At 45.3% G+C, this 18,418-nt stretch carries 21 protein-coding genes; 6 read left to right on the plus strand and 15 right to left on the minus strand.

Annotation, left to right across the window (positions count from 1 at the left end):
• Positions 1 to 55 precede the first annotated feature (55 nt).
• The 7 genes from fabG to H150_RS0109435 form a co-directional block, all read right to left on the minus strand.
• A complete protein-coding gene (gene fabG, locus H150_RS0109405; protein ID WP_040755842.1) occupies positions 56 to 799 on the minus strand; it encodes a 3-oxoacyl-ACP reductase FabG in 744 nt (247 codons plus the stop codon).
• 28 nt (positions 800 to 827) lie between these two features.
• Positions 828 to 1,754 (minus strand): ACP S-malonyltransferase, encoded by a 927-nt coding sequence (gene fabD / locus H150_RS0109410; RefSeq protein WP_019958810.1) that lies wholly within the window; start codon positions 1,752 to 1,754, stop codon positions 828 to 830.
• Positions 1,755 to 1,770: 16 nt separating this feature from the next.
• Entirely contained in the window at positions 1,771 to 2,970 is a 1,200-nt protein-coding gene (locus H150_RS15390) for a DUF1294 domain-containing protein (protein WP_019958811.1), read from the minus strand.
• 24 nt (positions 2,971 to 2,994) lie between these two features.
• Positions 2,995 to 3,957 carry a beta-ketoacyl-ACP synthase III gene (locus H150_RS0109420; RefSeq protein WP_019958812.1) on the minus strand — a complete coding sequence of 321 codons (963 nt, stop codon included), beginning with the start codon at positions 3,955 to 3,957 and terminating at the stop codon, positions 2,995 to 2,997.
• Positions 3,958 to 4,057: 100 nt separating this feature from the next.
• A complete protein-coding gene (plsX, locus tag H150_RS0109425) occupies positions 4,058 to 5,080 on the minus strand; it encodes a phosphate acyltransferase PlsX (protein ID WP_026353620.1) in 1,023 nt (340 codons plus the stop codon).
• Positions 5,081 to 5,259: 179 nt separating this feature from the next.
• A complete protein-coding gene (gene rpmF, locus H150_RS0109430) occupies positions 5,260 to 5,439 on the minus strand; it encodes a 50S ribosomal protein L32 (RefSeq protein WP_019958814.1) in 180 nt (59 codons plus the stop codon).
• 32 nt (positions 5,440 to 5,471) lie between these two features.
• Positions 5,472 to 5,975 (minus strand): YceD family protein, encoded by a 504-nt coding sequence (locus H150_RS0109435; protein ID WP_019958815.1) that lies wholly within the window; start codon positions 5,973 to 5,975, stop codon positions 5,472 to 5,474.
• A gap of 53 nt (positions 5,976 to 6,028) precedes the next feature.
• Here H150_RS0109435 and H150_RS0109440 point away from each other — a divergent pair, with 53 nt between their 5' ends.
• Both H150_RS0109440 and H150_RS0109445 read left to right on the plus strand, forming a co-directional pair.
• Positions 6,029 to 6,616: a Maf family protein gene (locus H150_RS0109440; protein WP_019958816.1), complete on the plus strand. Its 588-nt coding sequence runs from the start codon at positions 6,029 to 6,031 to the stop codon at positions 6,614 to 6,616.
• Positions 6,613 to 7,317 (plus strand): SAM-dependent methyltransferase, encoded by a 705-nt coding sequence (locus tag H150_RS0109445; protein ID WP_019958817.1) that lies wholly within the window; start codon positions 6,613 to 6,615, stop codon positions 7,315 to 7,317. Before H150_RS0109440 ends, H150_RS0109445 begins: the two co-directional genes overlap by 4 nt.
• Before the next feature lie 63 nt (positions 7,318 to 7,380).
• Here H150_RS0109445 and H150_RS0109450 read toward each other — a convergent pair whose 3' ends face one another.
• The 3 genes from H150_RS0109450 to tsaE are packed head-to-tail and all read right to left on the minus strand — an operon-like array spanning position 7,381 to position 10,236.
• A complete protein-coding gene (locus tag H150_RS0109450; protein WP_019958818.1) occupies positions 7,381 to 8,469 on the minus strand; it encodes a glycosyltransferase family 4 protein in 1,089 nt (362 codons plus the stop codon).
• Positions 8,470 to 8,494: 25 nt separating this feature from the next.
• Complete coding sequence (locus tag H150_RS0109455; RefSeq protein ID WP_019958819.1) at positions 8,495 to 9,787, minus strand: N-acetylmuramoyl-L-alanine amidase; 1,293 nt, start codon at positions 9,785 to 9,787, stop codon at positions 8,495 to 8,497.
• Positions 9,775 to 10,236, minus strand: coding sequence for a tRNA (adenosine(37)-N6)-threonylcarbamoyltransferase complex ATPase subunit type 1 TsaE (gene tsaE, locus H150_RS0109460; RefSeq protein ID WP_019958820.1), 462 nt, complete (start codon positions 10,234 to 10,236; stop codon positions 9,775 to 9,777). Before tsaE ends, H150_RS0109455 begins: the two co-directional genes overlap by 13 nt.
• Positions 10,237 to 10,256: 20 nt before the next feature.
• Here tsaE and queG point away from each other — a divergent pair, with 20 nt between their 5' ends.
• From queG to H150_RS0109475, 3 genes are read left to right on the plus strand one after another with little or no spacing between them, the layout of a single operon-like run.
• Complete coding sequence (queG, locus tag H150_RS0109465) at positions 10,257 to 11,312, plus strand: tRNA epoxyqueuosine(34) reductase QueG (RefSeq protein ID WP_019958821.1); 1,056 nt, start codon at positions 10,257 to 10,259, stop codon at positions 11,310 to 11,312.
• Positions 11,296 to 12,111 carry a glutamate racemase gene (murI, locus tag H150_RS0109470; protein WP_019958822.1) on the plus strand — a complete coding sequence of 272 codons (816 nt, stop codon included), beginning with the start codon at positions 11,296 to 11,298 and terminating at the stop codon, positions 12,109 to 12,111. The genes queG and murI overlap by 17 nt, the downstream gene beginning before the upstream one ends.
• 41 nt (positions 12,112 to 12,152) lie before the next feature.
• On the plus strand, positions 12,153 to 12,953 hold the full coding sequence (locus tag H150_RS0109475; RefSeq protein WP_019958823.1) for a competence/damage-inducible protein A: 801 nt from the start codon (positions 12,153 to 12,155) through the stop codon (positions 12,951 to 12,953).
• A 59-nt stretch (positions 12,954 to 13,012) separates the two neighbouring features.
• Here the strand turns inward: H150_RS0109475 and H150_RS0109480 are convergent, their stop codons facing one another.
• Positions 13,013 to 14,035 (minus strand): patatin-like phospholipase family protein, encoded by a 1,023-nt coding sequence (locus H150_RS0109480; RefSeq protein WP_019958824.1) that lies wholly within the window; start codon positions 14,033 to 14,035, stop codon positions 13,013 to 13,015.
• Positions 14,036 to 14,280: 245 nt separating this feature from the next.
• Between H150_RS0109480 and H150_RS14175 the strand changes: the two genes are divergently transcribed.
• On the plus strand, positions 14,281 to 15,339 hold the full coding sequence (locus H150_RS14175) for a sulfate ABC transporter substrate-binding protein (protein WP_019958825.1): 1,059 nt from the start codon (positions 14,281 to 14,283) through the stop codon (positions 15,337 to 15,339).
• Between the two features lie 73 nt (positions 15,340 to 15,412).
• Here H150_RS14175 and H150_RS0109490 read toward each other — a convergent pair whose 3' ends face one another.
• From H150_RS0109490 to H150_RS0109505, 4 genes are all read right to left on the minus strand, one after another.
• Positions 15,413 to 16,459 (minus strand): hypothetical protein, encoded by a 1,047-nt coding sequence (locus H150_RS0109490; RefSeq protein ID WP_019958826.1) that lies wholly within the window; start codon positions 16,457 to 16,459, stop codon positions 15,413 to 15,415.
• 209 nt (positions 16,460 to 16,668) lie between these two features.
• A complete protein-coding gene (locus H150_RS0109495; protein WP_019958827.1) occupies positions 16,669 to 17,457 on the minus strand; it encodes an SDR family oxidoreductase in 789 nt (262 codons plus the stop codon).
• A gap of 7 nt (positions 17,458 to 17,464) precedes the next feature.
• On the minus strand, positions 17,465 to 18,067 hold the full coding sequence (locus H150_RS0109500) for a HEPN domain-containing protein (protein WP_026353621.1): 603 nt from the start codon (positions 18,065 to 18,067) through the stop codon (positions 17,465 to 17,467).
• Positions 18,068 to 18,083: 16 nt separating this feature from the next.
• On the minus strand, positions 18,084 to 18,418 hold a 335-nt coding region (locus H150_RS0109505), incomplete at its 5' end, for a transposase (RefSeq protein ID WP_019958829.1).

An 18,418-nucleotide genomic window follows, 5' to 3' on the forward strand; every position in this document is an offset into this window, starting at 1 on the left:
AAAAAGCGTCCTGTAAAATTTACAGGACGCTTCAAACTAATTTAGCTAAACCGTTTTAAGGCATCAACATGCCACCGTTGACATGCAAGGTTTGACCTGTCACGTATTTGGCTTGGTTAGAAGCCAAAAATACCACTGCGTCAGCAATGTCTTGCGCTTCGCCCAATTTGCCCAATGCAATATTGCCCGCCAAAGCCTCACGTTGCTCTTCAGGCAAAGCACGTGTCATATCAGTGTCGATAAAACCGGGTGCCACACAGTTGACTGTGATGTTGCGACTGCCCACTTCACGCGCCAAAGATTTGGTGAAACCCATCATGCCCGCTTTCGCAGCAGCATAATTGGCTTGACCGGCATTGCCCATCGCGCCCACAACAGATGCGATGCTGATGATGCGGCCATTGCGCGCTTTCATCATGCCACGCAACACCGCTTTGCTCGCGCGATAAACCGATTTCAAATTGATGTGCATGATGTCGTCCCACTCTTCGTCTTTCATGCGCATCAATAAATTGTCACGGGTCACGCCAGCGTTGTTCACTAACACTTCAATCGTACCAAATTCTTTGGTGATGTCGGCAATCAAGTTTTCAATCGATTCAGCGTCCGACACATTCAACACACGACCTGCACCACCATGCGTGCTCAAACGTGCGTTGATGTTCGCCGCTTGCGCTTCGCTGGTCGCTGTACCAATCACAATCGCGCCTTGCGCTGCCAAACTATCGGCAATCGCCGCACCAATGCCGCGAGACGCGCCTGTTACCAACGCCACTTTACCTTGTAAACCCAAATCCATAACCATTGCTTTTCCTCTTGATGATTCGTTATTGTGCTGCGATGAACGCATCAATGTCCGCTTGTTTGGTCAAAGCCACGCACGACGCTTCTTTATTAATTCGCTTAGACAAGCCTGCCAATACTTTACCCGGACCACATTCAGCCGCTTGTGTAATGCCATCAACCACCAATTGATTGACGGTTTGTGTCCACAACACAGGCGAATACAATTGACGCACCAAAGCGTCCTTAATCGCAGCAGCATCAACATGACTTTGCACATCCACATTGTGCAACACTTTGATTTTCGGCGTTTGAATGTCAATGTTTTGCAAATATGCAGCCAATTGTTCAGCAGCAGGCTGCATCAAAGCACAATGTGATGGCACAGAAACTGGCAAAGGCAACGCACGTTTAGCCCCTGCCTCTTTAGCCAAAACCATCGCGCGCTCAACCGCTTGAGCGTGTCCTGCAATCACCACTTGCCCAATGGCATTGAAATTCACTGCTTGCACCACTTCACCTTGTGCCGCTTGCTCACACACTGCAATGACTTGCGCATCGTCTAAACCTAAAATCGCTGCCATCGCACCCACGCCTTGTGGTACCGCGTTTTGCATCAAAGTGGCACGCTCACGCACCAATTTGACTGCTGTGGCAAAATCCAAACTTTCAGCCGCAACCAAAGCCGTGTATTCGCCCAAGCTGTGGCCTGCCAAAACACTTGGCAACACGCCACCTGCTTGTTGGTAAGCACGCCAAGTGGCAATGCCTGCGGTCAACATCAATGGTTGTGTCGTTGTGGTGGTATTCAATGCCGCAGCATCTTCACCATTAACCAAAGCCCACAAATCCTCACCCAACACATCGGAAGCCTCTTGGAAAGTATCACGCACCACATGGATGCCTTCAAAACCATCCATCATATGCAAAGATTGCGAGCCCTGTCCTGGGAAGAAAAAAGCAAAAGCCATAATATTGTCTTTCTGATTAAATAAATGTTGGCAAGATTTCGCCTAAATGGCGCCAAATCCATACCATTGCCAATATATTAAGCACAACTGTCAGCCAAAATGTGATGACAAAACTGGTTTTGCTCACTTTGTGACGCCACACGTGACGTGCAAGCAAGCCACCTGGCCAACCGCCTAATAAATCTTGAAAATGCAAACGGTTTTCTGAAACCCGCCAAGTTTTGCGTAACGCTGCTTTTTTATCCGAAGAATAAGCAGAAAACGACAAAATACTCATCACCAATGACCAAACAGCCAAAATTTCAGAAAAATAAGCCAATGTGCCTACAAACAACAAGCCTAGCACCACTACAAACACCATCCTGCCAACAGTACCGACATCGCCTTGGTTTTGATTTTTATGGCGACCATCGCTTTGCAAACGCTTTTGAGCAGTCGGTTTTTGTACACACTGCACACTGCCTGCGCGCCATTGCCCTGCATCACCTTGTCTTAATACAAATTGCACCACCATACCATTTTCAGGACGCCCATCAAATTCAATATAATCGCTAATATGAAAAAATACACGTGGCTTATTGGGTTCAACTTGTAAAAAACCAAAACCTTTGTCATCTTGCCATTGCGATACAACGCCTTTTAAAGACATGTTCTCACGCCAAACCATGTCTTTTTCAAGCGAGTGGTCGGTTGCAGAAGTTCTGATTTGAGCCGCTTGAACTTGTTTAAGCGATGCAGCTTGATGTTTTTGCGCCAAAGCTTCTTTTTCAGCTTTCATGCTTTTCGCAGTCACCAAACTAGGCTGCAACAACACCCAGCTGCCACTTTGATGCAATTTCAACGTCCCTTGTATCCGATGCCCCACATGCAAAGGTTCACCTTGCCATACTGATTTGGGCAATAAAATTTTGGTATTCGGATGATCCTCATTGACCAATAAACCCAATTGCCCATCAGGCGACCATTGCTTGAATGTCGCCACAATGGTTTCACCATCTAATAACAATGGCACAGGCTCCACATTGACGGCACAAACGCGGCTTTTATTGTCAGTGCTCAAATCATATTTGACTTGAGTTCCTACCACAATTTGTATGGCATCATTCACCCATGTATTGGCGTGAAAAAAAACCTGCTTACCACCACTCAGTGGCGTAATAAATCCAAACCCTTTAGCCTCCTGCCAAGCCGCAACTTGCCCTTGATACTTAGCCATACACTCCCCTTAAGCATCGACTATTTAATAACGCAACAACACCGCTCCCCAAGCAAAACCACCGCCAATGCCCTCTAATAGCAATACATCATCTCGCTTGATACGACCATCACGCACACCCACATCCAAAGCCAGTGGAATAGAAGCAGCCGAAGTATTGCCATGGTCTTGTACAGTCAAAATCACTTTATCCATACTCAAGCCCAAATGTTTGGCTGTACTGTCAATGATGCGCAAGTTTGCTTGATGTGGCACGACCCAATCAATGTCTTCGGCAGTCATATTTGCCTCAGCCAAAGCCTCTTGACCAATTTTAGTCAAAGTTTTCACCGCAAATTTAAACACGGCTTGTCCATCCATGGCCACAAAAGGTGAGCCAACGATTTGACCGCCTTTCACCACGCCAGGTACTTGTAAGATATCAGCATAATTACCATCGGCTTTAAGTTTGGCGCTGATAATGCCACCTTCTGTATCACTTTTGCCCAAAATCACTGCACCAGCACCATCACCAAACAATACACATGTACGGCGATCATTCCAATCGAGTAAACGAGTAAAAGTTTCTGCGCCAATCACCAAAGCTTTGCTCGCTAAACCTGCTTGAATATAAGCATGAGCCGTGGTTAAAGCATACATAAAACCAGCACACACTGCTTGCACGTCAAAAGCAGCACAACCTGGTATACCCAATTTCTGCTGCACAATACAAGCTGTAGATGGGAAAGTCTTATCAGGCGTGGTCGTTGCAACAATAATCAAATCAATATCTTGTGCTTCCATACCTGCACTTTGCAATGCTTGTAGCGAAGCTTGCACCGCCAAATCACTGGTTTGTTCATTTTCTGCTGCAATATAACGCTGGCGTATTCCCGTGCGCGCTACAATCCATTCATCTGATGTATCAACTTTTTTTGCCAATTCATCATTGCTCACACAGTTTGCAGGCAAATAGCTGCCCGTCCCTAAAATTTTTGCATATGCCATAGAAATTCCCGCTCTTTATATACTCTTATTATTAATAATATGTGAAGTATTTATACCAAAAAAGCCATGGCTTTTGCCATGACTTTTTAAAATATCATCATCAAATTGCTTGGTCTGGAGCCAAATGTGCTGCGACACCTTTTTGAATACTGGTCAAAATATCAGCTTTGGCTTCATGATATGCTTCTTGCAAAGCATAATTGAATCCCACTGCATCCGTGCCACCATGGCTTTTAACCACAATCCCACGCAAACCTAAGAAAATCGCACCATTAAATCGACGCGGATCAATGCGTTTTTTCACTTGTCCCAACACAGGCTTGGCTATCAAGCCTTGGGCTTTACTCATAGCACTGTGATTGAATTCTTCTTTAATCACTTGTGCCATCATTTTCACTGCACCTTCAATGGATTTCAAAGCCACATTGCCCACAAAACCATCAGCCACAATGACTTCTACTTCACCAGCAAAAATATCATCGCCTTCGACATTACCAATGAAATTCAACGGTGTTTGTTGTAGCAATTGATAAGCATCTTTAAGCACTTGTGTGCCTTTGATGTCTTCCGAGCCAATATTGAGCAAACCCACGCGAGGTTCAGTCATATCTGGTTGCACGGCCTGTACCAATTGTGAGCCCATAATCGCGAATTGCACCAATTGATCTGATGTGCAGTCCACATTCGCACCCAAATCCAACATACACGTCAAACCGCCATTCAAAGCTGGTAAAAATTTGGCAATGGCAGGTCGCTCAATGCCATCTATGGTTTTCAACACAAACTTTGCCGTCGCCATCAAAGCACCTGTATTGCCTGCTGACACAGCCGCTTGCGCCAAACCCTCTTTGACTTGATTGATGGCCACACGCATAGATGAATCTTTTTTATGACGCAAGGCACTGCGCGGGTCTTCATCCATGTCGACCACTTGTGTAGCATGCATAATACTGATGCGGTTCATCGGTGCATTGGCACTGGCTAAAGCCTGTTTTAATTGGGTTTCGTCGCCCACCATTACCACTTGAACATCTTTTTGACGTTCTAAAAAAGCCACGGAAGCTGGAACGGTAACATTCAAACCTACGTCGCCACCCATTGCATCCACTGCAATTGTAATCATGTTGTACTCGATCATTTTAAAACCCAGCAAGCTTATCACGTTGTTGATGATTGTATGAAACTTGCTATGGTGTTATGCAAAATAACATTTTTGATGATTTTTACACCAATCATCACAATAAAAACGAAAAAAGCCAACAACTTGCCAGTGCAGGTGTTGGCTTCTTCTATCAAACAAGATTACTCGTCGTTTGATTTGATCACTTTACGGCCACGGTACATGCCGTTAGGAGAAATGTGGTGACGCAAGTGGATTTCACCAGTTGCTGCGTCAACTGCAGTTGCAGGTGCAGTCAAACGGTCATGTGAACGATGCATACCACGTTTAGATGGTGATTTTTTATTTTGTTGAACTGCCATGAGTCAAACTCCTAAAAGAAAATTAAATACGTTTATTGGTTGGGCTTGAGCTTTGCCAATTGAGCAAATGGATTTGGCTTATCGTTGTTCACGCGTTCCAAATCCGTATTGCCACAATCATCATGACGTGGCGCATAAGGCAAAGCCATAATGATTTGATCTTCCAAGAGCGACCACACAGAAAGTTCGGCTTCGGCCAACATTCCCTCTAATTCAGGGTCGCTGTCCATAGCTTCATCCATCACATCTTCTTTGCTAAACAAAACGATACGAACCGATTCATCTAACTCTAAAGACATGGCCGTCAAGCAGCGCTGACACATCAGTGTCAACTCACCTTGTAAAGACAAATTGAGATACGGCCGCTGCAACTTATCTACGCCACCTTTTAATCGGTATTGTAGGGTTGTCTCGGCTGGGACCAAAAACTCGTGCTGCGCTATGCGCTCATCCAATTGCGCCAAGCCAACACTGCCTTCTTGCAGCATCGAACCATTTGCAAACTCAATCGGATCAATCAAATTAACGTTTAACATAAACGAAGGATGATATAATTGTTTGATTCTAACTGTCAATGACAAATTTCCCCATGACCCCTGTTGCCTTGATTTTGGCTTCGAGTTCGCGCTTTCGCCAAGCGCAATTGGCAAACTTAAATTTGCCATTTGAATCGGTTTCACCTGATGCAGACGAACGCAGTTTTGAGCAAGAAACTCCAGCACAAACCGCCTTGCGTTTGGCGATTTTAAAAGCCGAAACTGTGGCAAAAACCCACACAAACCATTTGATTATTGGCTCAGATCAAGTGGCTTTTTGTCAAAATACCCAATTGGGTAAGCCCATGAGTTTAGACAAAGCTGCGGCAACCTTACGCTTTACCAGTGGTCAAGATATGGATTTTTACACTGCCGTGGTATTGCTTAACACAGTTACAGGACGCTTGCAGCAACACGTTGACCACACGCGTGTCACAATGCGCGCTTTGAGCGATGCCACCATTGCACGCTATTTAGAATGTGAACCTGATGCCATTTATTGTGCAGGCGGCGCTAAAAGCGAAGGTTTGGGTCAAACTTTGATTGAATCCATCACCACCACCGATCCAAACGCTTTGATAGGTTTGCCAATGCTCAAATTAATTGGTTTTTTCATCAACGAAGGAATAGTTTTACCATGACTGCCACGCTGTATTTGATTCCCACGCCTTTGGCCAGTGCCGATACGCCATGTTTGTTACCACACGAACAAAGTTTGATTGTGAACATCACCGATTTTATTGTTGAAGCCGAAAAAACCGCGCGCGCGCATTTGAAGGCTTTGGAAGTGACCACGCCCATTCGTGAATTGTCGATGCACACGTTGAACGAACACACACCAGCTACCGATATTGCCGCTTTGATTGAACCTTTGAAACAAGGACGTGACGTGGGTTTGGTCAGTGAAGCTGGCTGTCCTGCGGTGGCAGATCCTGGCGCGCAAGTGGTGGCGTTGGCGCACCAACACGGGTTTACTGTCAAACCTTTGGTGGGACCTTCAAGCATTTTATTGGCGATGATGGCCTCTGGCGCTAATGGTCAAAATTTTGCCTTTCGAGGTTATTTGCCGCAAGACGCGGGCGAGCGAGCTACCAAACTCAAAGAGTGGGAAGCGCGCGCTTACCAAGAAAAAGAAACCCAAATTTTCATCGAAACCCCGTATCGCAATGATGCTTTGCTTGAAACGGCTTTGCAAACTTTGAATCCCAACACACGTTTGTGTGTGGCTTGTGATTTGACAGCTGACAGCGAAACCATCATTTCTTTGCTTGTCAAAGATTGGCCGCAAGAACGTCCCAATTTAAAAAAACGCCCGAGCATTTTCATTATATATGCCCATTAAAAGGCAAAATTAAGCGTCCTGTAAACACATTTACAGGACGCTTAAATCTCTCCCAATCATGGTTTAATGCTGTATCAACGCCAATAATTGTTCGGTATTGCGAGCCACGCCAAACTGTTCACGCACCATTTTTTGTCCTGCTTGAGCGTATTCACGCATCCATTGAGGCTGCTTCAAAGCCCGCTCTAAAGCAGTTTGCCAAGACGCAATTTCATGGTCTGCCACAATCAAACCTGTTTGCTCATGCACCACCGTTTCAGGCACGCCACCGACATTGCTCACCACCACAGGCACAGCCAAACCCAAAGCCTCGATTTGCACCATACCCAAAGGCTCTTTCAAAGACGGCATCGCCAACACGTCCGCTTGCAACAAAAGCGGCGCCACCGCCTTCAATTCCCCCAACCACACAGCGTCCTGTAAATGCAAAGCGGCGATTTCTTCACGTATAGGCGCATCATTGCCGCCGCCTGCCAACACCAAAACCACTTCATGCCCTTGCGCTCGCATGGCTGCAACGGCTGCCAAGGTAATGTGTTGTCCTTTTTCAGGACGCAACATGCCAATATGCACGATTTTTTTCGCGCTAACATGACGCTGTAAAAACTGTTGTAAACTTTCAGGCAAAGCATGGTTTTTTTGCGCATCCAATTTACCAAAATCAATCCCCGGATACACCACGCTCACAGGTTTGCTTGGAAATTGTTTTTGAATGTGTTGCTGCATAAAACGGCTAGGCACCATGACCGCATCTAATGGCAATAAGCTTTGCAAGGCTTTTTTCTTGTCATTGGTGTAATAAGTGCGCGAACGGATGATTTTCGGACGGTTTTTACCCAAAAACAAAGCCGCCACACTCAAATTATTGGCATCGTGCCCACTGTGGCTAATACATGCCAAAGGTGCATATTGCTTGATGGCTTTGACTATGCCTTGTATGGTTTGAGGATGTACGCTATTGCGAAATGGCAAATGGATCACTTGCAATTGCCTCTCGTGCGCTTGTGCGCTGATGCGTGCTTGCGGCGAACACAGCAACACACACTCAAAACCTTGCGCATTCAAAGCCTGCATTTGCTGTAACAATTGCCATTCCTGCCCACCCATGTTTTTGGAGCTTTCCAAAAACAACACTGTTTTTTGTGTTTTCATACCATCCTAAAGCTGCCACAAGCCTTCATCGCTGCGCCAACGCCACACCACTGTCAAAATAATTTTTCACGCCACCTGCAATCGCATCAGCCACACGCACTCTAAAACCACTGGTCGATAACAAACGCTCTTCTTCAGGATTGGAAATAAAGGCACACTCCACCAAAATCGACGGAATATCAGGTGCTTTCAAAACTGCAAAACCGGCTTGGTCAACATGACCTTTGTGCAATTTATTTACCCGACCCAAAGCATTCAAAACATATTTACCCAAAATCAACGAGTCACGAATGGTCGCTGTTTGCGTCATATCCAATAAAGTTTGGTCCACATTGCGGTCACCCACTTTTTTAACGCCACCGACCAAATCCGAAGCATTTTGCGTATCCGCCAAATGCTTGGCCAACGTACTCGTTGCCGCGCCTGTACTCAAAGCATACACACCAGTACCACGAGGTTGTGGCGAAGTAAATGCATCGGCATGTACTGAAATAAACAAATCGGCCTGTAATTTACGCGCAGTGGCCACACGCACACCCAGAGGAATGAACACATCTTGATTGCGCGTCATGTGGGTTTTGTAACCCATGCTATCGAGTTTTTTCTTCAATTCTCGGCTGACTGCCAACACCACATCTTTTTCCCGCAAACCACTCGGACCAATCGCTCCGGGATCTTCACCCCCGTGACCGGGATCAATCACAATCACAATCTGACGCTTGATTTGGGTTTTGTTTTCAGGGGTGGCTTTAGGACGAGTGTCTTGCGGCTTGGGAATATTGGTTTGTGCTTTGGCGGTAGTTGAGCCGTCCGCTTTGACTTGCCCTGTACTGTAATCCTTAAGCAAAGCCATCAAAGCATCTTCTTCCTCTTCTTGTACCACGCCAGCACTGGCAGTAGGAAACAAATCCACTACCAAGCGGTGTTTGTATTCCGCAGCTGGCAACAAAGAAAACACTTGCGGGCTAACGCTGCGCTTCAAATCCATCACAATGCGCACCGTTGTATCATTAAACTGACCCACACGTATGCTTTGGATAAAAGGATCACGCGCCAATACCTTAGACGGCATCGATTTCAACACTTCATTGATGCTGATACCCGATACATCCACCACCAAGCGGCTAGGATTGTCCAACGTAAAATACTTAAACGGCACACCCGCACTGACTTCCAAAGTCATACGGGTGTACAAATCCGATGGCCACAAACGCGTTGCGACCACTTGAGCATTGTTTGCAAAAGCCTTAGGCGTCAAGCTGGCGCACGCGCCTGCGCCCAAAACTTGTAAAACGCCACGGCGGTTTATTCGAAGCATGATGTCAACATCTTCTGAGCAAGTTCATGATGAGCAGTGATTGTACATAAACGCCCTTCATCCTGCACACTTAAAGCAATCGTCATATCCGCTTGCGGCACAAAACCTTCTGCCATTTGCGGCCATTCGATTAAAGCGATGGTATTGGCATCAAACAATTCGTCCAAACCTGCATCCATCCACTCTTCAGGACTTTGAAAACGGTACAAATCAAAATGCTCGACTTTCAAACCATCCAATTCATAACTTTCCACAATGGTATAAGTCGGGCTTTTAACCGTGCCATCGAAACCCAAAGCACGCAACAAACCGCGCGTCAACGTGGTTTTGCCTGCACCCAAATCACCTGCCAAATACACCGTCAAGGCAGGCTGTAAATGTGCTGCCAATTGATGTGCCAATGCAAGACTTGCTGCTTCATCAGCAAGGAATTGCGTATAATCTGCCATGTTGTTTCCAAAGATATTGTATGAATTCCAATGAATTGACCTTGGCCATCCGCCAACATGCCCAGCAATTGGGATTGCTAGACTGTAAAATCACCACCCCCAACCTGAGCCCCGAACACGATGAAAAGCTAAGCCTCTGGTTAGCACAAGGCTTTAAAGGTGAAATGTCATTTTTTCACAAACATGGCATATCCCGCAATCATGCAGAATATGTGTTACCCGAAGTCAAATCGGTCATCATGGTGGCTTTGCCGTATTGGACAGAAGACTTTGATCAAACGCGTGCCATTTTAGCAGATGAAAAAGCCGCTTACATTTCGCGTTATGCACTGGGGCGGGATTATCACAAAGTTTTACGTTCCCGCCTCAAGAATCTAGGGCAATACATTGAACAATTGGTTCCTGATGTCATATACCGTCCTGTAGTCGACAGTGCACCTTTATCAGAAGTGTCATTTGCCACACAAGCGGGTTTGGGTTGGCGAGGCAAACATTCTTTACTATTGCAAAAACAAACCGGCAGCTTGTATTTTTTGGGTGCCTTGCTCACCAATTTGGCATTAGAACCGAATGAGGAAATCCCCAGTCATTGCGGTCAATGCAGCCGTTGTATGCAAGCGTGCCCGACCCAAGCGATTGTGGCACCTTATACCGTCGACGCACGCCGCTGCATTTCTTACTTGACCATAGAATTGAACGACATCATTCCTGTTGAGTTTCGCAAAGCCATGGGCAACCGCATTTATGGCTGTGACGACTGCCAATTGGTGTGTCCGTTTAACCGCTTTACCAAGCCAAGCCAAGAAGCCGATTTTCAAGTCAGACATGGTTTGGACCAAGTGTCTTTGGTCGAATTATTGGCTTGGGATGAAACCATGTTTCAAAGCCGCATGGCGGGTAGCCCCATTTACCGCATCGGCTACCACAAATGGCTGTCCAACATCATCATTGCGCTGGGTAATGTGAGCAAAAGTGCTACAATCGCAAGCCTGATGGTGCCATTGTGCACCCACCCCAATCACTTGATTGCCGAAGCGGCAAAATGGACTTTATTGCAACATGACTACCCCGAATGAACGCCCTATTGGCGTGTTTGACTCAGGCGTTGGCGGTTTGACCGTCGTGCGTGCGTTGATGGAACGCCTACCTTTGGAAAACATCGTCTATTTTGGCGATACCGCACGCGTGCCTTATGGCAACAAATCCCGTTCCACTATTGAAACGTATACCAAACAAATCGTTGATTTTTTGTTTGAGCAAGATGTGAAAGCTTTGGTCATTGCATGCAATACCATCGCCGCTGTGGCAGGACAACGTGTGCGTCAAATGGCAGGCAATATGCCTGTTTTGGATGTGATTCAATCTGGCGCACAAGCGGCCTTAAACACCACTCACAGCGGCCGCATTGGCGTGATGGCGACATCAACCACCGTGAATAGCAACGCTTACGCCCGTGCCATCAACACCCAAAGCCATGACACACGCGTCATCTCGCAAGCCTGTCCTTTACTGGTACCGCTGGTGGAAGAAGGTTGGTTAGAACACGAAGTCACACGCTTAACTGCCCGCGAATATTTGAAACCGATTTTGACAGAAAACGTGGATACTTTGGTGTTAGGCTGCACCCATTACCCATTGCTCAAACCTTTGCTCGCCAGCGAAGTAGGCAATGTGCAATTGGTCGATTCTGCCACCACTACCGCCGAAGCCACTGCGATTGCTTTGGCAAAAGCAGGTTTGCTGAACGAACATGCACCCATACAAGGGGCGGACTACCGTTTTTATGTATCGGACATTCCATTGCGTTTTACCACCATAGGCGAACGTTTTTTAGGTCGCTCATTAGAGCAAATTGAAATGGTCAATTTAGGCTAAGCCCAAGCGTCCTGTAAACAAGCTGTTAATAAAGGGAAAATATGGATTTTAATTTAATCATCATTGGCGACGAAATCATTCAAGGCAGCCGTGTGGATACTCATTTTAGCGCCATAAAAAACCTATTAAACGAACGTGGTTTGCGTTTGCGCCAAGTGCAGTATTTGCCTGACGATCGTGAACTGATTACCTTGACTTTGCAACGCAGTTTACAGGACGCTTATCCAACTTTTGTCACAGGTGGCATTGGTGGCACGCCTGACGACCACACGCGCCAAGCCGCAGCGCAAGCTTTGGGCTTGCCTTTGGCATTGCACCCTGAAGCGGTGCCTGCCATTGAAGCGATTGCCGAGCGTCGTGGTGAAAGTTTGGACGATCCCAATCATTTGATTCGTTTGAATATGGCCACCTTTCCTGCAGGCGTGGACTTGGTGCCCAATCTTTACAACAATATTGCGGGATTTTCGGCACAAGAACATTATTTTTTGCCCGGTTTTCCTGTGATGGCACATCCTATGGTGACGTGGGTTTTGGACACGATTTATCCCCATTTTCACCACCAAATCCAATACCAAAGCCTCAGCACTTGGATTTACAATGTGCCAGAATCGAACATCACCACATTGATGCACGATATTGAAAACAATTATCCGGGCATTCAAACATTCAGCTTGCCATCGACTTTACAGGACGCTAATAGTCCTTACCAATATCGGATTGAGTTTGGCCTAAAAGCCCAAAACCAAGCCAGCGAACAATTGCCACAAGCTTGGGCGATGGCTCTGGCAACCATTCAAAACTTGGGTGGCGTTTTACAAGCAATTGATTCACCGAGCGAATAAGTATTTTTCGTGTTGACAAAGCAGCCAAAATCAACATTAATCCTGTCGGTTTTGGCTGCTTATAACAAGCTTGCCATAGTGGTTTTTTTGCCAATATCATCAAAATGTGTTTCAAGCCAAGCCGCTCCTGCGACCCGCCCTTTTTCAAACAATTGGCTTAAGAAATTCCAATCAGATTTGACTTTGCTTTCAGCGCCCAAAGGCAATAAATCCGCGCCACCATCGACTTGATGCATGTAAATTTTGCGGTATTTTTTAATGTCGAGTTTGTTTTCATCCAACAAAGTGGTCACAAAACGAATGGCGCGCAGTTCTGATAACAAACCTGCATTGAACGTGATTTGATTGGCTCGGTCTTGGATGTCACTCATGGATTTTGGCAATGCATCAATTTCCATAGGATTGATTTGCACCAACAAAATATCATGACACGGGGTTGAATAAATCAAAGGATACAAAGCAGGATTGCCCGCATAACCACCATCCCAATACGGTTCGCCATCCACTTCCACTGTTTGATATAACATCGGCAAACATGCAGATGCCATAACCACTTGCGAACTCATTTGCTGATTGGTAAAAATTTTACCTTTACCTGTGCGCACGTTGGTAGCACAAATAAACAATTGTGGCATCCAATCTTCGCATTTTTGAGCAGTCAAACAATCAAAATCGACCACACGATTCAAAATATCACGCAATGGATTGATGTCAAAAGGATTGGCTTGCACAGGCGACAACATCGGTTTCATCCAAGGCATCATCTTCGCTGCAAATGAAACAGGACTGGCCGCCATCAACGTACCCACTCGGCCTACGGCAAACCAAAAATCATGCAACTTCTCGCGTGCCAATTGACAACGTGCCAAATGGGCTTCGGTCTCATTCATCCCCTCAATTTTGGCTTCTGCAAAACCTGCCGCCAACACCACCGCATTCATCGCACCCGCACTGGTGCCACTAATGCCCTGAAAACTCAAGCGACCATCTTCCAATAAAGCATCCAAAACCCCCCAAGTGAATGCGCCATGCGAGCCGCCTCCTTGTAAAGCCAAATCAAGATAGCGTTTGTGCTTGCTCATACCCATTCTCCTAAATTTTGTCGCAAAATTAATCCATTGTATTGTGATTTGCAATGTCACTTTTTCATTCAAACCACTTTACGACCTTGTTGATTGCGGGAAGTTTATCAAACCCATTTTAAAAACCATCCCATAACAAATAATCAAAAGAAATAAATAAACAATAAAACAGTATTTAGAAGTTATAAAAATGGCTGCTATATTATTTTCATTCCTTACCACCGCTCGCAACAGAAAGTCTTTCCATGTTCAAAAAAACTTTTCTCTTGGCAATCCCTTTGGCCGTTGCTTTAGCCGCTTGTAATAATGGCAATAGTGCACCTACGGCCAATCATGCAGGCGCAAACCATCCATCTGCCACTGAAAAAGTGTCGATTTTGAACGTGTCATACGACCCAACACGCGAACTGTACCAAGAATACAATCCCGTTTTCCAAAAATACTGGTTAGAAAAAACAGGACAAACCGTTGATATTCAACAATCAAACGGTGGTTCAGGCAAACAAGCCTTGTCGGTAATTAATGGTTTACAGGCCGATGTCGTGACATTGGCATTGGCAGGCGACATTGATTCCATCAACAAAGACAAGCCATTGCTAAAAACCGATTGGCAACAAGCTTTGCCTGACAACAGCACGCCTTATACGTCAACCATCGTCTTTTTGGTGCGCAAAGGCAATCCAAAAAACATCCGAGATTGGGATGATTTGGTGAAGGGCGACACGCAAGTGATTACCCCCAACCCGAAAACCTCAGGCGGCGCACGCTGGAACTTCTTAGCCGCTTGGGCTTATGCCAAACAAAAAAATGGTGGCGATGATGCTGCAGCACAGCAATTTGTCACCGAATTATACAAACGTGTACCGATTATGGATACAGGCGCGCGCGGCTCGACCATCACATTTACCCAACGTGGCTTGGGCGATGTCTTGCTCGCTTGGGAAAATGAAGCGTATTTGGCATTGAAAGAAACAGGCGATCAATTTGAAATTGTGACACCTTCTTTGTCCATTTTGTGCGAACCACCCGTGGCTGTGGTGGATGCAGTGGCTGATAAAAAAGGTACACGCGAAGTTTCAACTGCGTATTTAGAACAATTGTATACTGAGGATTCACAACGCATTATTGCCAAACATTTCTACCGCCCAATTAATCCAAAAGTGGCAGAAGAATTCAAACACCAATTCCCAACATTACAATTGGTGACCATCAATGAGCATTTTGGTGGCTGGGCAAAAGCACAAGCACAATTTTTCTCAGATGGCGCGGTGTTCGACCAAATCTACACCAAGAAAAAATCTTGATACCCATAAATCCCATCAAAAAGCGTCCTGTAAAATATTTTACAGGACGCTTTTTATCACCATGGGCAAAGCATTAACCGACTTGGCTCAAGCTCTCACACTTATTCACTTTATAACGAAATTGCCGCAACTCTTGCTGCAATTCTTGAAAATCCGCATCGCTTTTGAAACGTATGATCGGTAATATTTTCGCCAATTCCAAACGGCTAAATTTAATGCGTTTGAGCGGTTCTAATTCGGGCGTGAATTCAAAAAATCGGTGCTGGGCTTCTTGATAAGCATAATAACGCAAAGTCGGATGCGCATTTTTCGTCAAATCCACCACCACCATGACGGCTTCCCAAGATTTTGCCGCCTCCAATCCGATGCTGCTGCCAGACACCATGCCCCAATACAAACGTGAAAACCATTCAGGTTGGATATTTTGGCAACAAGCATAAGCGTCCTGTAAACCATTGGTGTGTGCCAAAGCAGCGGTTAATTCCGCCAATTGCTCAAAATAAGGCGTAGGCGCTATCAAATAATTCAGCTCTTGCAAACTCATAATTTGTTTGGGCTTGGGCAAGCTTTTAGGCTGATTGCCATGAGCCAAAGCCACACAATCCATATCAGGAATGACGACTTGCCACGCCTCTATGCCATCGGCTTTCCAACGCTCACAATACGCCACCACCGCCTCATGCGCACTCACCACCACAGGAATGATTTGATGCTGCGGAAACAAATATTCCAATAATACTTTTTTCTTCAGCATTTCTTTTTTCAAAGCAGCATTGCATTTATTGGAAATGGAACATTCATAAAAATAAACGACTTCCGTACCAATTGCCAAACAATCAAATTCAGCAAACGCCGCGCCTTGCATGTTATACACACACTTGCCATCGCCCGTACAAAAAAAACCTGTTTTCACATAATGCTTTTTGACAGGCGCATACGGTCCCTTGGCTGCCAAACGCAAATCCAAGCCCTCTGTTTGCACCACTTTGAGCAAGGACTCATAAAAATAAGCCTCGTACACCTCGCCCAAAAAAGACGCATATTCAATGCCTGCATGCTGATTTTGCAAAAAACGGTTTTTTTGCATAAACACATAGCTGCTCAGGTTGTGTGCCAACACAACATACTCCTGATTGATACCAAGCCAAAAGAAAAACCAATTAAAACATAGACCGCACATACATTAAACACAATTATCCACATCACATCAAAAATCCAACACATGACAAATCAAACAATTGTTTTATTTATAAAAATTAAAAATCCACACTATCAAAAAAGCGTCCTGTAAACTTTACAGGACGCTTGTTAAATCTTTCGCAGCATCTTCTAAAACGTACCGGGATAAGCGCCACCATCCATCAAAATATTTTGACCTGTAATATAACCTGCCAAATCACTGCACAAAAACGCACACATTGCCCCAAATTCATGCGCCTGACCAAAGCGGCGCACAGGAATATTGGCTTTGCGAGCAGTATGAATCGCCTCTTCGCTCTGACCTGTGGCTTGCATCGCACTTTCAGTCAAGCTTTGCAAACGATCGGTATCAAACAAGCCCGGCAACAAATTGTTAATTGTGACCCCTTTTGCCGCCACATCGCTGCGTGCCACGCCTGCCACAAAACCTGTTAAACCACTGCGCGCACCATTGGACAAACCAAGCACATCAATCGGTGCTTTCACCGAACCCGAAGTGATATTGATAATGCGTCCAAAGCCACGTGCTGCCATGCCATCAATCACGGTTTGTATCAATGCAATCGGCGTGTACATATTCGCGTCTACCGCCGCCATCCACGTGTCCTTATTCCACTGGCGAAAATCGCCAGGCGCTGGACCGCCAGCATTGGTCACCAAAATGTCAAAGTCTTGCTGTACCGAAAACACCGCCACACGCCCAACTTCCGTCGTGATGTCTGCCGCCACATAAGTAACCATCGCGCCATGCGTGGCCACTTTCATCACGCGCTCTGCCGCTTCTTGCAACACATCTTCACGCCGCGCCACCATCAACACACTGACGCCTTCTTTGGCCAACGCCTCCGCACACGCATACCCCAAACCACGACTGGCACCGCAAACTAGGGCGGTTTTTCCTGTAAGGTTTAAATTCATCTTTATCCTATCTTAATCGATTATCAATAAAATCTTTGATTTTCAAATCATCAAATCCCAACTGTTTTAACACATGCGCTTGAAAAATCATATTCATGAAATTGTATAAAAATCTTAAATCTCCGCTTTTTGCAAAACCTTCTGACTCTTCATATTTGGGATTGTAATGTGTTAAATAATTTCTTGTAGCTAAAATCAGTTGAGACAAATTTTCTAACCAAGCGCTTATCTCTTTAGCTTGGGTTTGTGTAAAATCCATACTCATGCTTTCACTTTTAAAATAAATCTCAAATAGAAATCTTACTTTATCAATAAAAGTCTTTTCCCCATTATCACCATATATTCTTTTATAAAAAACTTCCAAAACTTGAGCCAAAGCCAAAAATTGACCATTTAAAGTTTGGTGATAACCAAATTGCACTGAAAAATACAAGTTATAAATCGGCTCCAATCTGTCATACATCAACAGCCATTTTTGCAAAACGTCTTCAAAATGAGTTTCTACCTCTTTAAAACCAAAAAGTCTTCCAAATGACTGTTTAATAGGATTGCTAGATATTAAAGTACTTGGATAAAAAATCTTGGCTTCATGGTTTTGAGTTATTGTCAAATCTGGTGTATGGCATTCAGGCCGCTTTCTCTGTTGATTGTTCGTCTTCCTGCTTGCCATCTTTGAAGATGACGTTGTTGACCACCAAGGTCAACAAGTTGAATCCCTGAATCCGGCGCCAACGCTTTTGGGCCGTTTCCAATAATTTGTACACCATCGCCAAAGTGGTTTCTCTGGAGCCACAGTTTTTGGCTCGTTTGCTGCGCAATCGTACGGTGGCAAACGTGGATTCAATCGGGTTGGTGGTGCGGATGTGCGTCCAATGCACATCTGGAAAGTCATAGAATGCCAATAACTCTTCTTCATCCTTCACCAGTTTGTTAATGGCTTTGGGGTATTTGTCACCAAAGC

It is taken from the genome of Vitreoscilla stercoraria DSM 513 (assembly GCF_000382305.1).
Lineage (GTDB): Bacteria > Pseudomonadota > Gammaproteobacteria > Burkholderiales > Neisseriaceae > Vitreoscilla > Vitreoscilla stercoraria.

Bases quoted from the DNA above. Each gene is read 5' to 3' on its own strand.
- H150_RS0109480 (WP_019958824.1), bottom strand. From the start codon at position 14,035: ATGAGCAAGCACAAACGCTATCTTGATTTGGCTTTACAAGGAGGCGGC.
- fabG (WP_040755842.1), bottom strand. From the start codon at position 799: ATGGATTTGGGTTTACAAGGTAAAGTGGCGTTGGTAACAGGCGCGTCT.
- H150_RS0109475 (WP_019958823.1), top strand. From the start codon at position 12,153: ATGGATTTTAATTTAATCATCATTGGCGACGAAATCATTCAAGGCAGC.
- H150_RS0109420 (WP_019958812.1), bottom strand. From the start codon at position 3,957: ATGGCATATGCAAAAATTTTAGGGACGGGCAGCTATTTGCCTGCAAAC.
- H150_RS15390 (WP_019958811.1), bottom strand. From the start codon at position 2,970: ATGGCTAAGTATCAAGGGCAAGTTGCGGCTTGGCAGGAGGCTAAAGGG.
- plsX (WP_026353620.1), bottom strand. From the start codon at position 5,080: ATGATTACAATTGCAGTGGATGCAATGGGTGGCGACGTAGGTTTGAAT.
- tsaE (WP_019958820.1), bottom strand. From the start codon at position 10,236: ATGGCAGATTATACGCAATTCCTTGCTGATGAAGCAGCAAGTCTTGCA.
- H150_RS0109440 (WP_019958816.1), top strand. From the start codon at position 6,029: ATGACCCCTGTTGCCTTGATTTTGGCTTCGAGTTCGCGCTTTCGCCAA.
- murI (WP_019958822.1), top strand. From the start codon at position 11,296: ATGACTACCCCGAATGAACGCCCTATTGGCGTGTTTGACTCAGGCGTT.
- queG (WP_019958821.1), top strand. From the start codon at position 10,257: ATGAATTCCAATGAATTGACCTTGGCCATCCGCCAACATGCCCAGCAA.
- H150_RS0109450 (WP_019958818.1), bottom strand. From the start codon at position 8,469: ATGAAAACACAAAAAACAGTGTTGTTTTTGGAAAGCTCCAAAAACATG.
- fabD (WP_019958810.1), bottom strand. From the start codon at position 1,754: ATGGCTTTTGCTTTTTTCTTCCCAGGACAGGGCTCGCAATCTTTGCAT.
- H150_RS0109455 (WP_019958819.1), bottom strand. From the start codon at position 9,787: ATGCTTCGAATAAACCGCCGTGGCGTTTTACAAGTTTTGGGCGCAGGC.
- H150_RS0109445 (WP_019958817.1), top strand. From the start codon at position 6,613: ATGACTGCCACGCTGTATTTGATTCCCACGCCTTTGGCCAGTGCCGAT.
- rpmF (WP_019958814.1), bottom strand. From the start codon at position 5,439: ATGGCAGTTCAACAAAATAAAAAATCACCATCTAAACGTGGTATGCAT.
- H150_RS0109435 (WP_019958815.1), bottom strand. From the start codon at position 5,975: ATGTTAAACGTTAATTTGATTGATCCGATTGAGTTTGCAAATGGTTCG.
- H150_RS0109495 (WP_019958827.1), bottom strand. From the start codon at position 17,457: ATGAATTTAAACCTTACAGGAAAAACCGCCCTAGTTTGCGGTGCCAGT.
- H150_RS14175 (WP_019958825.1), top strand. From the start codon at position 14,281: ATGTTCAAAAAAACTTTTCTCTTGGCAATCCCTTTGGCCGTTGCTTTA.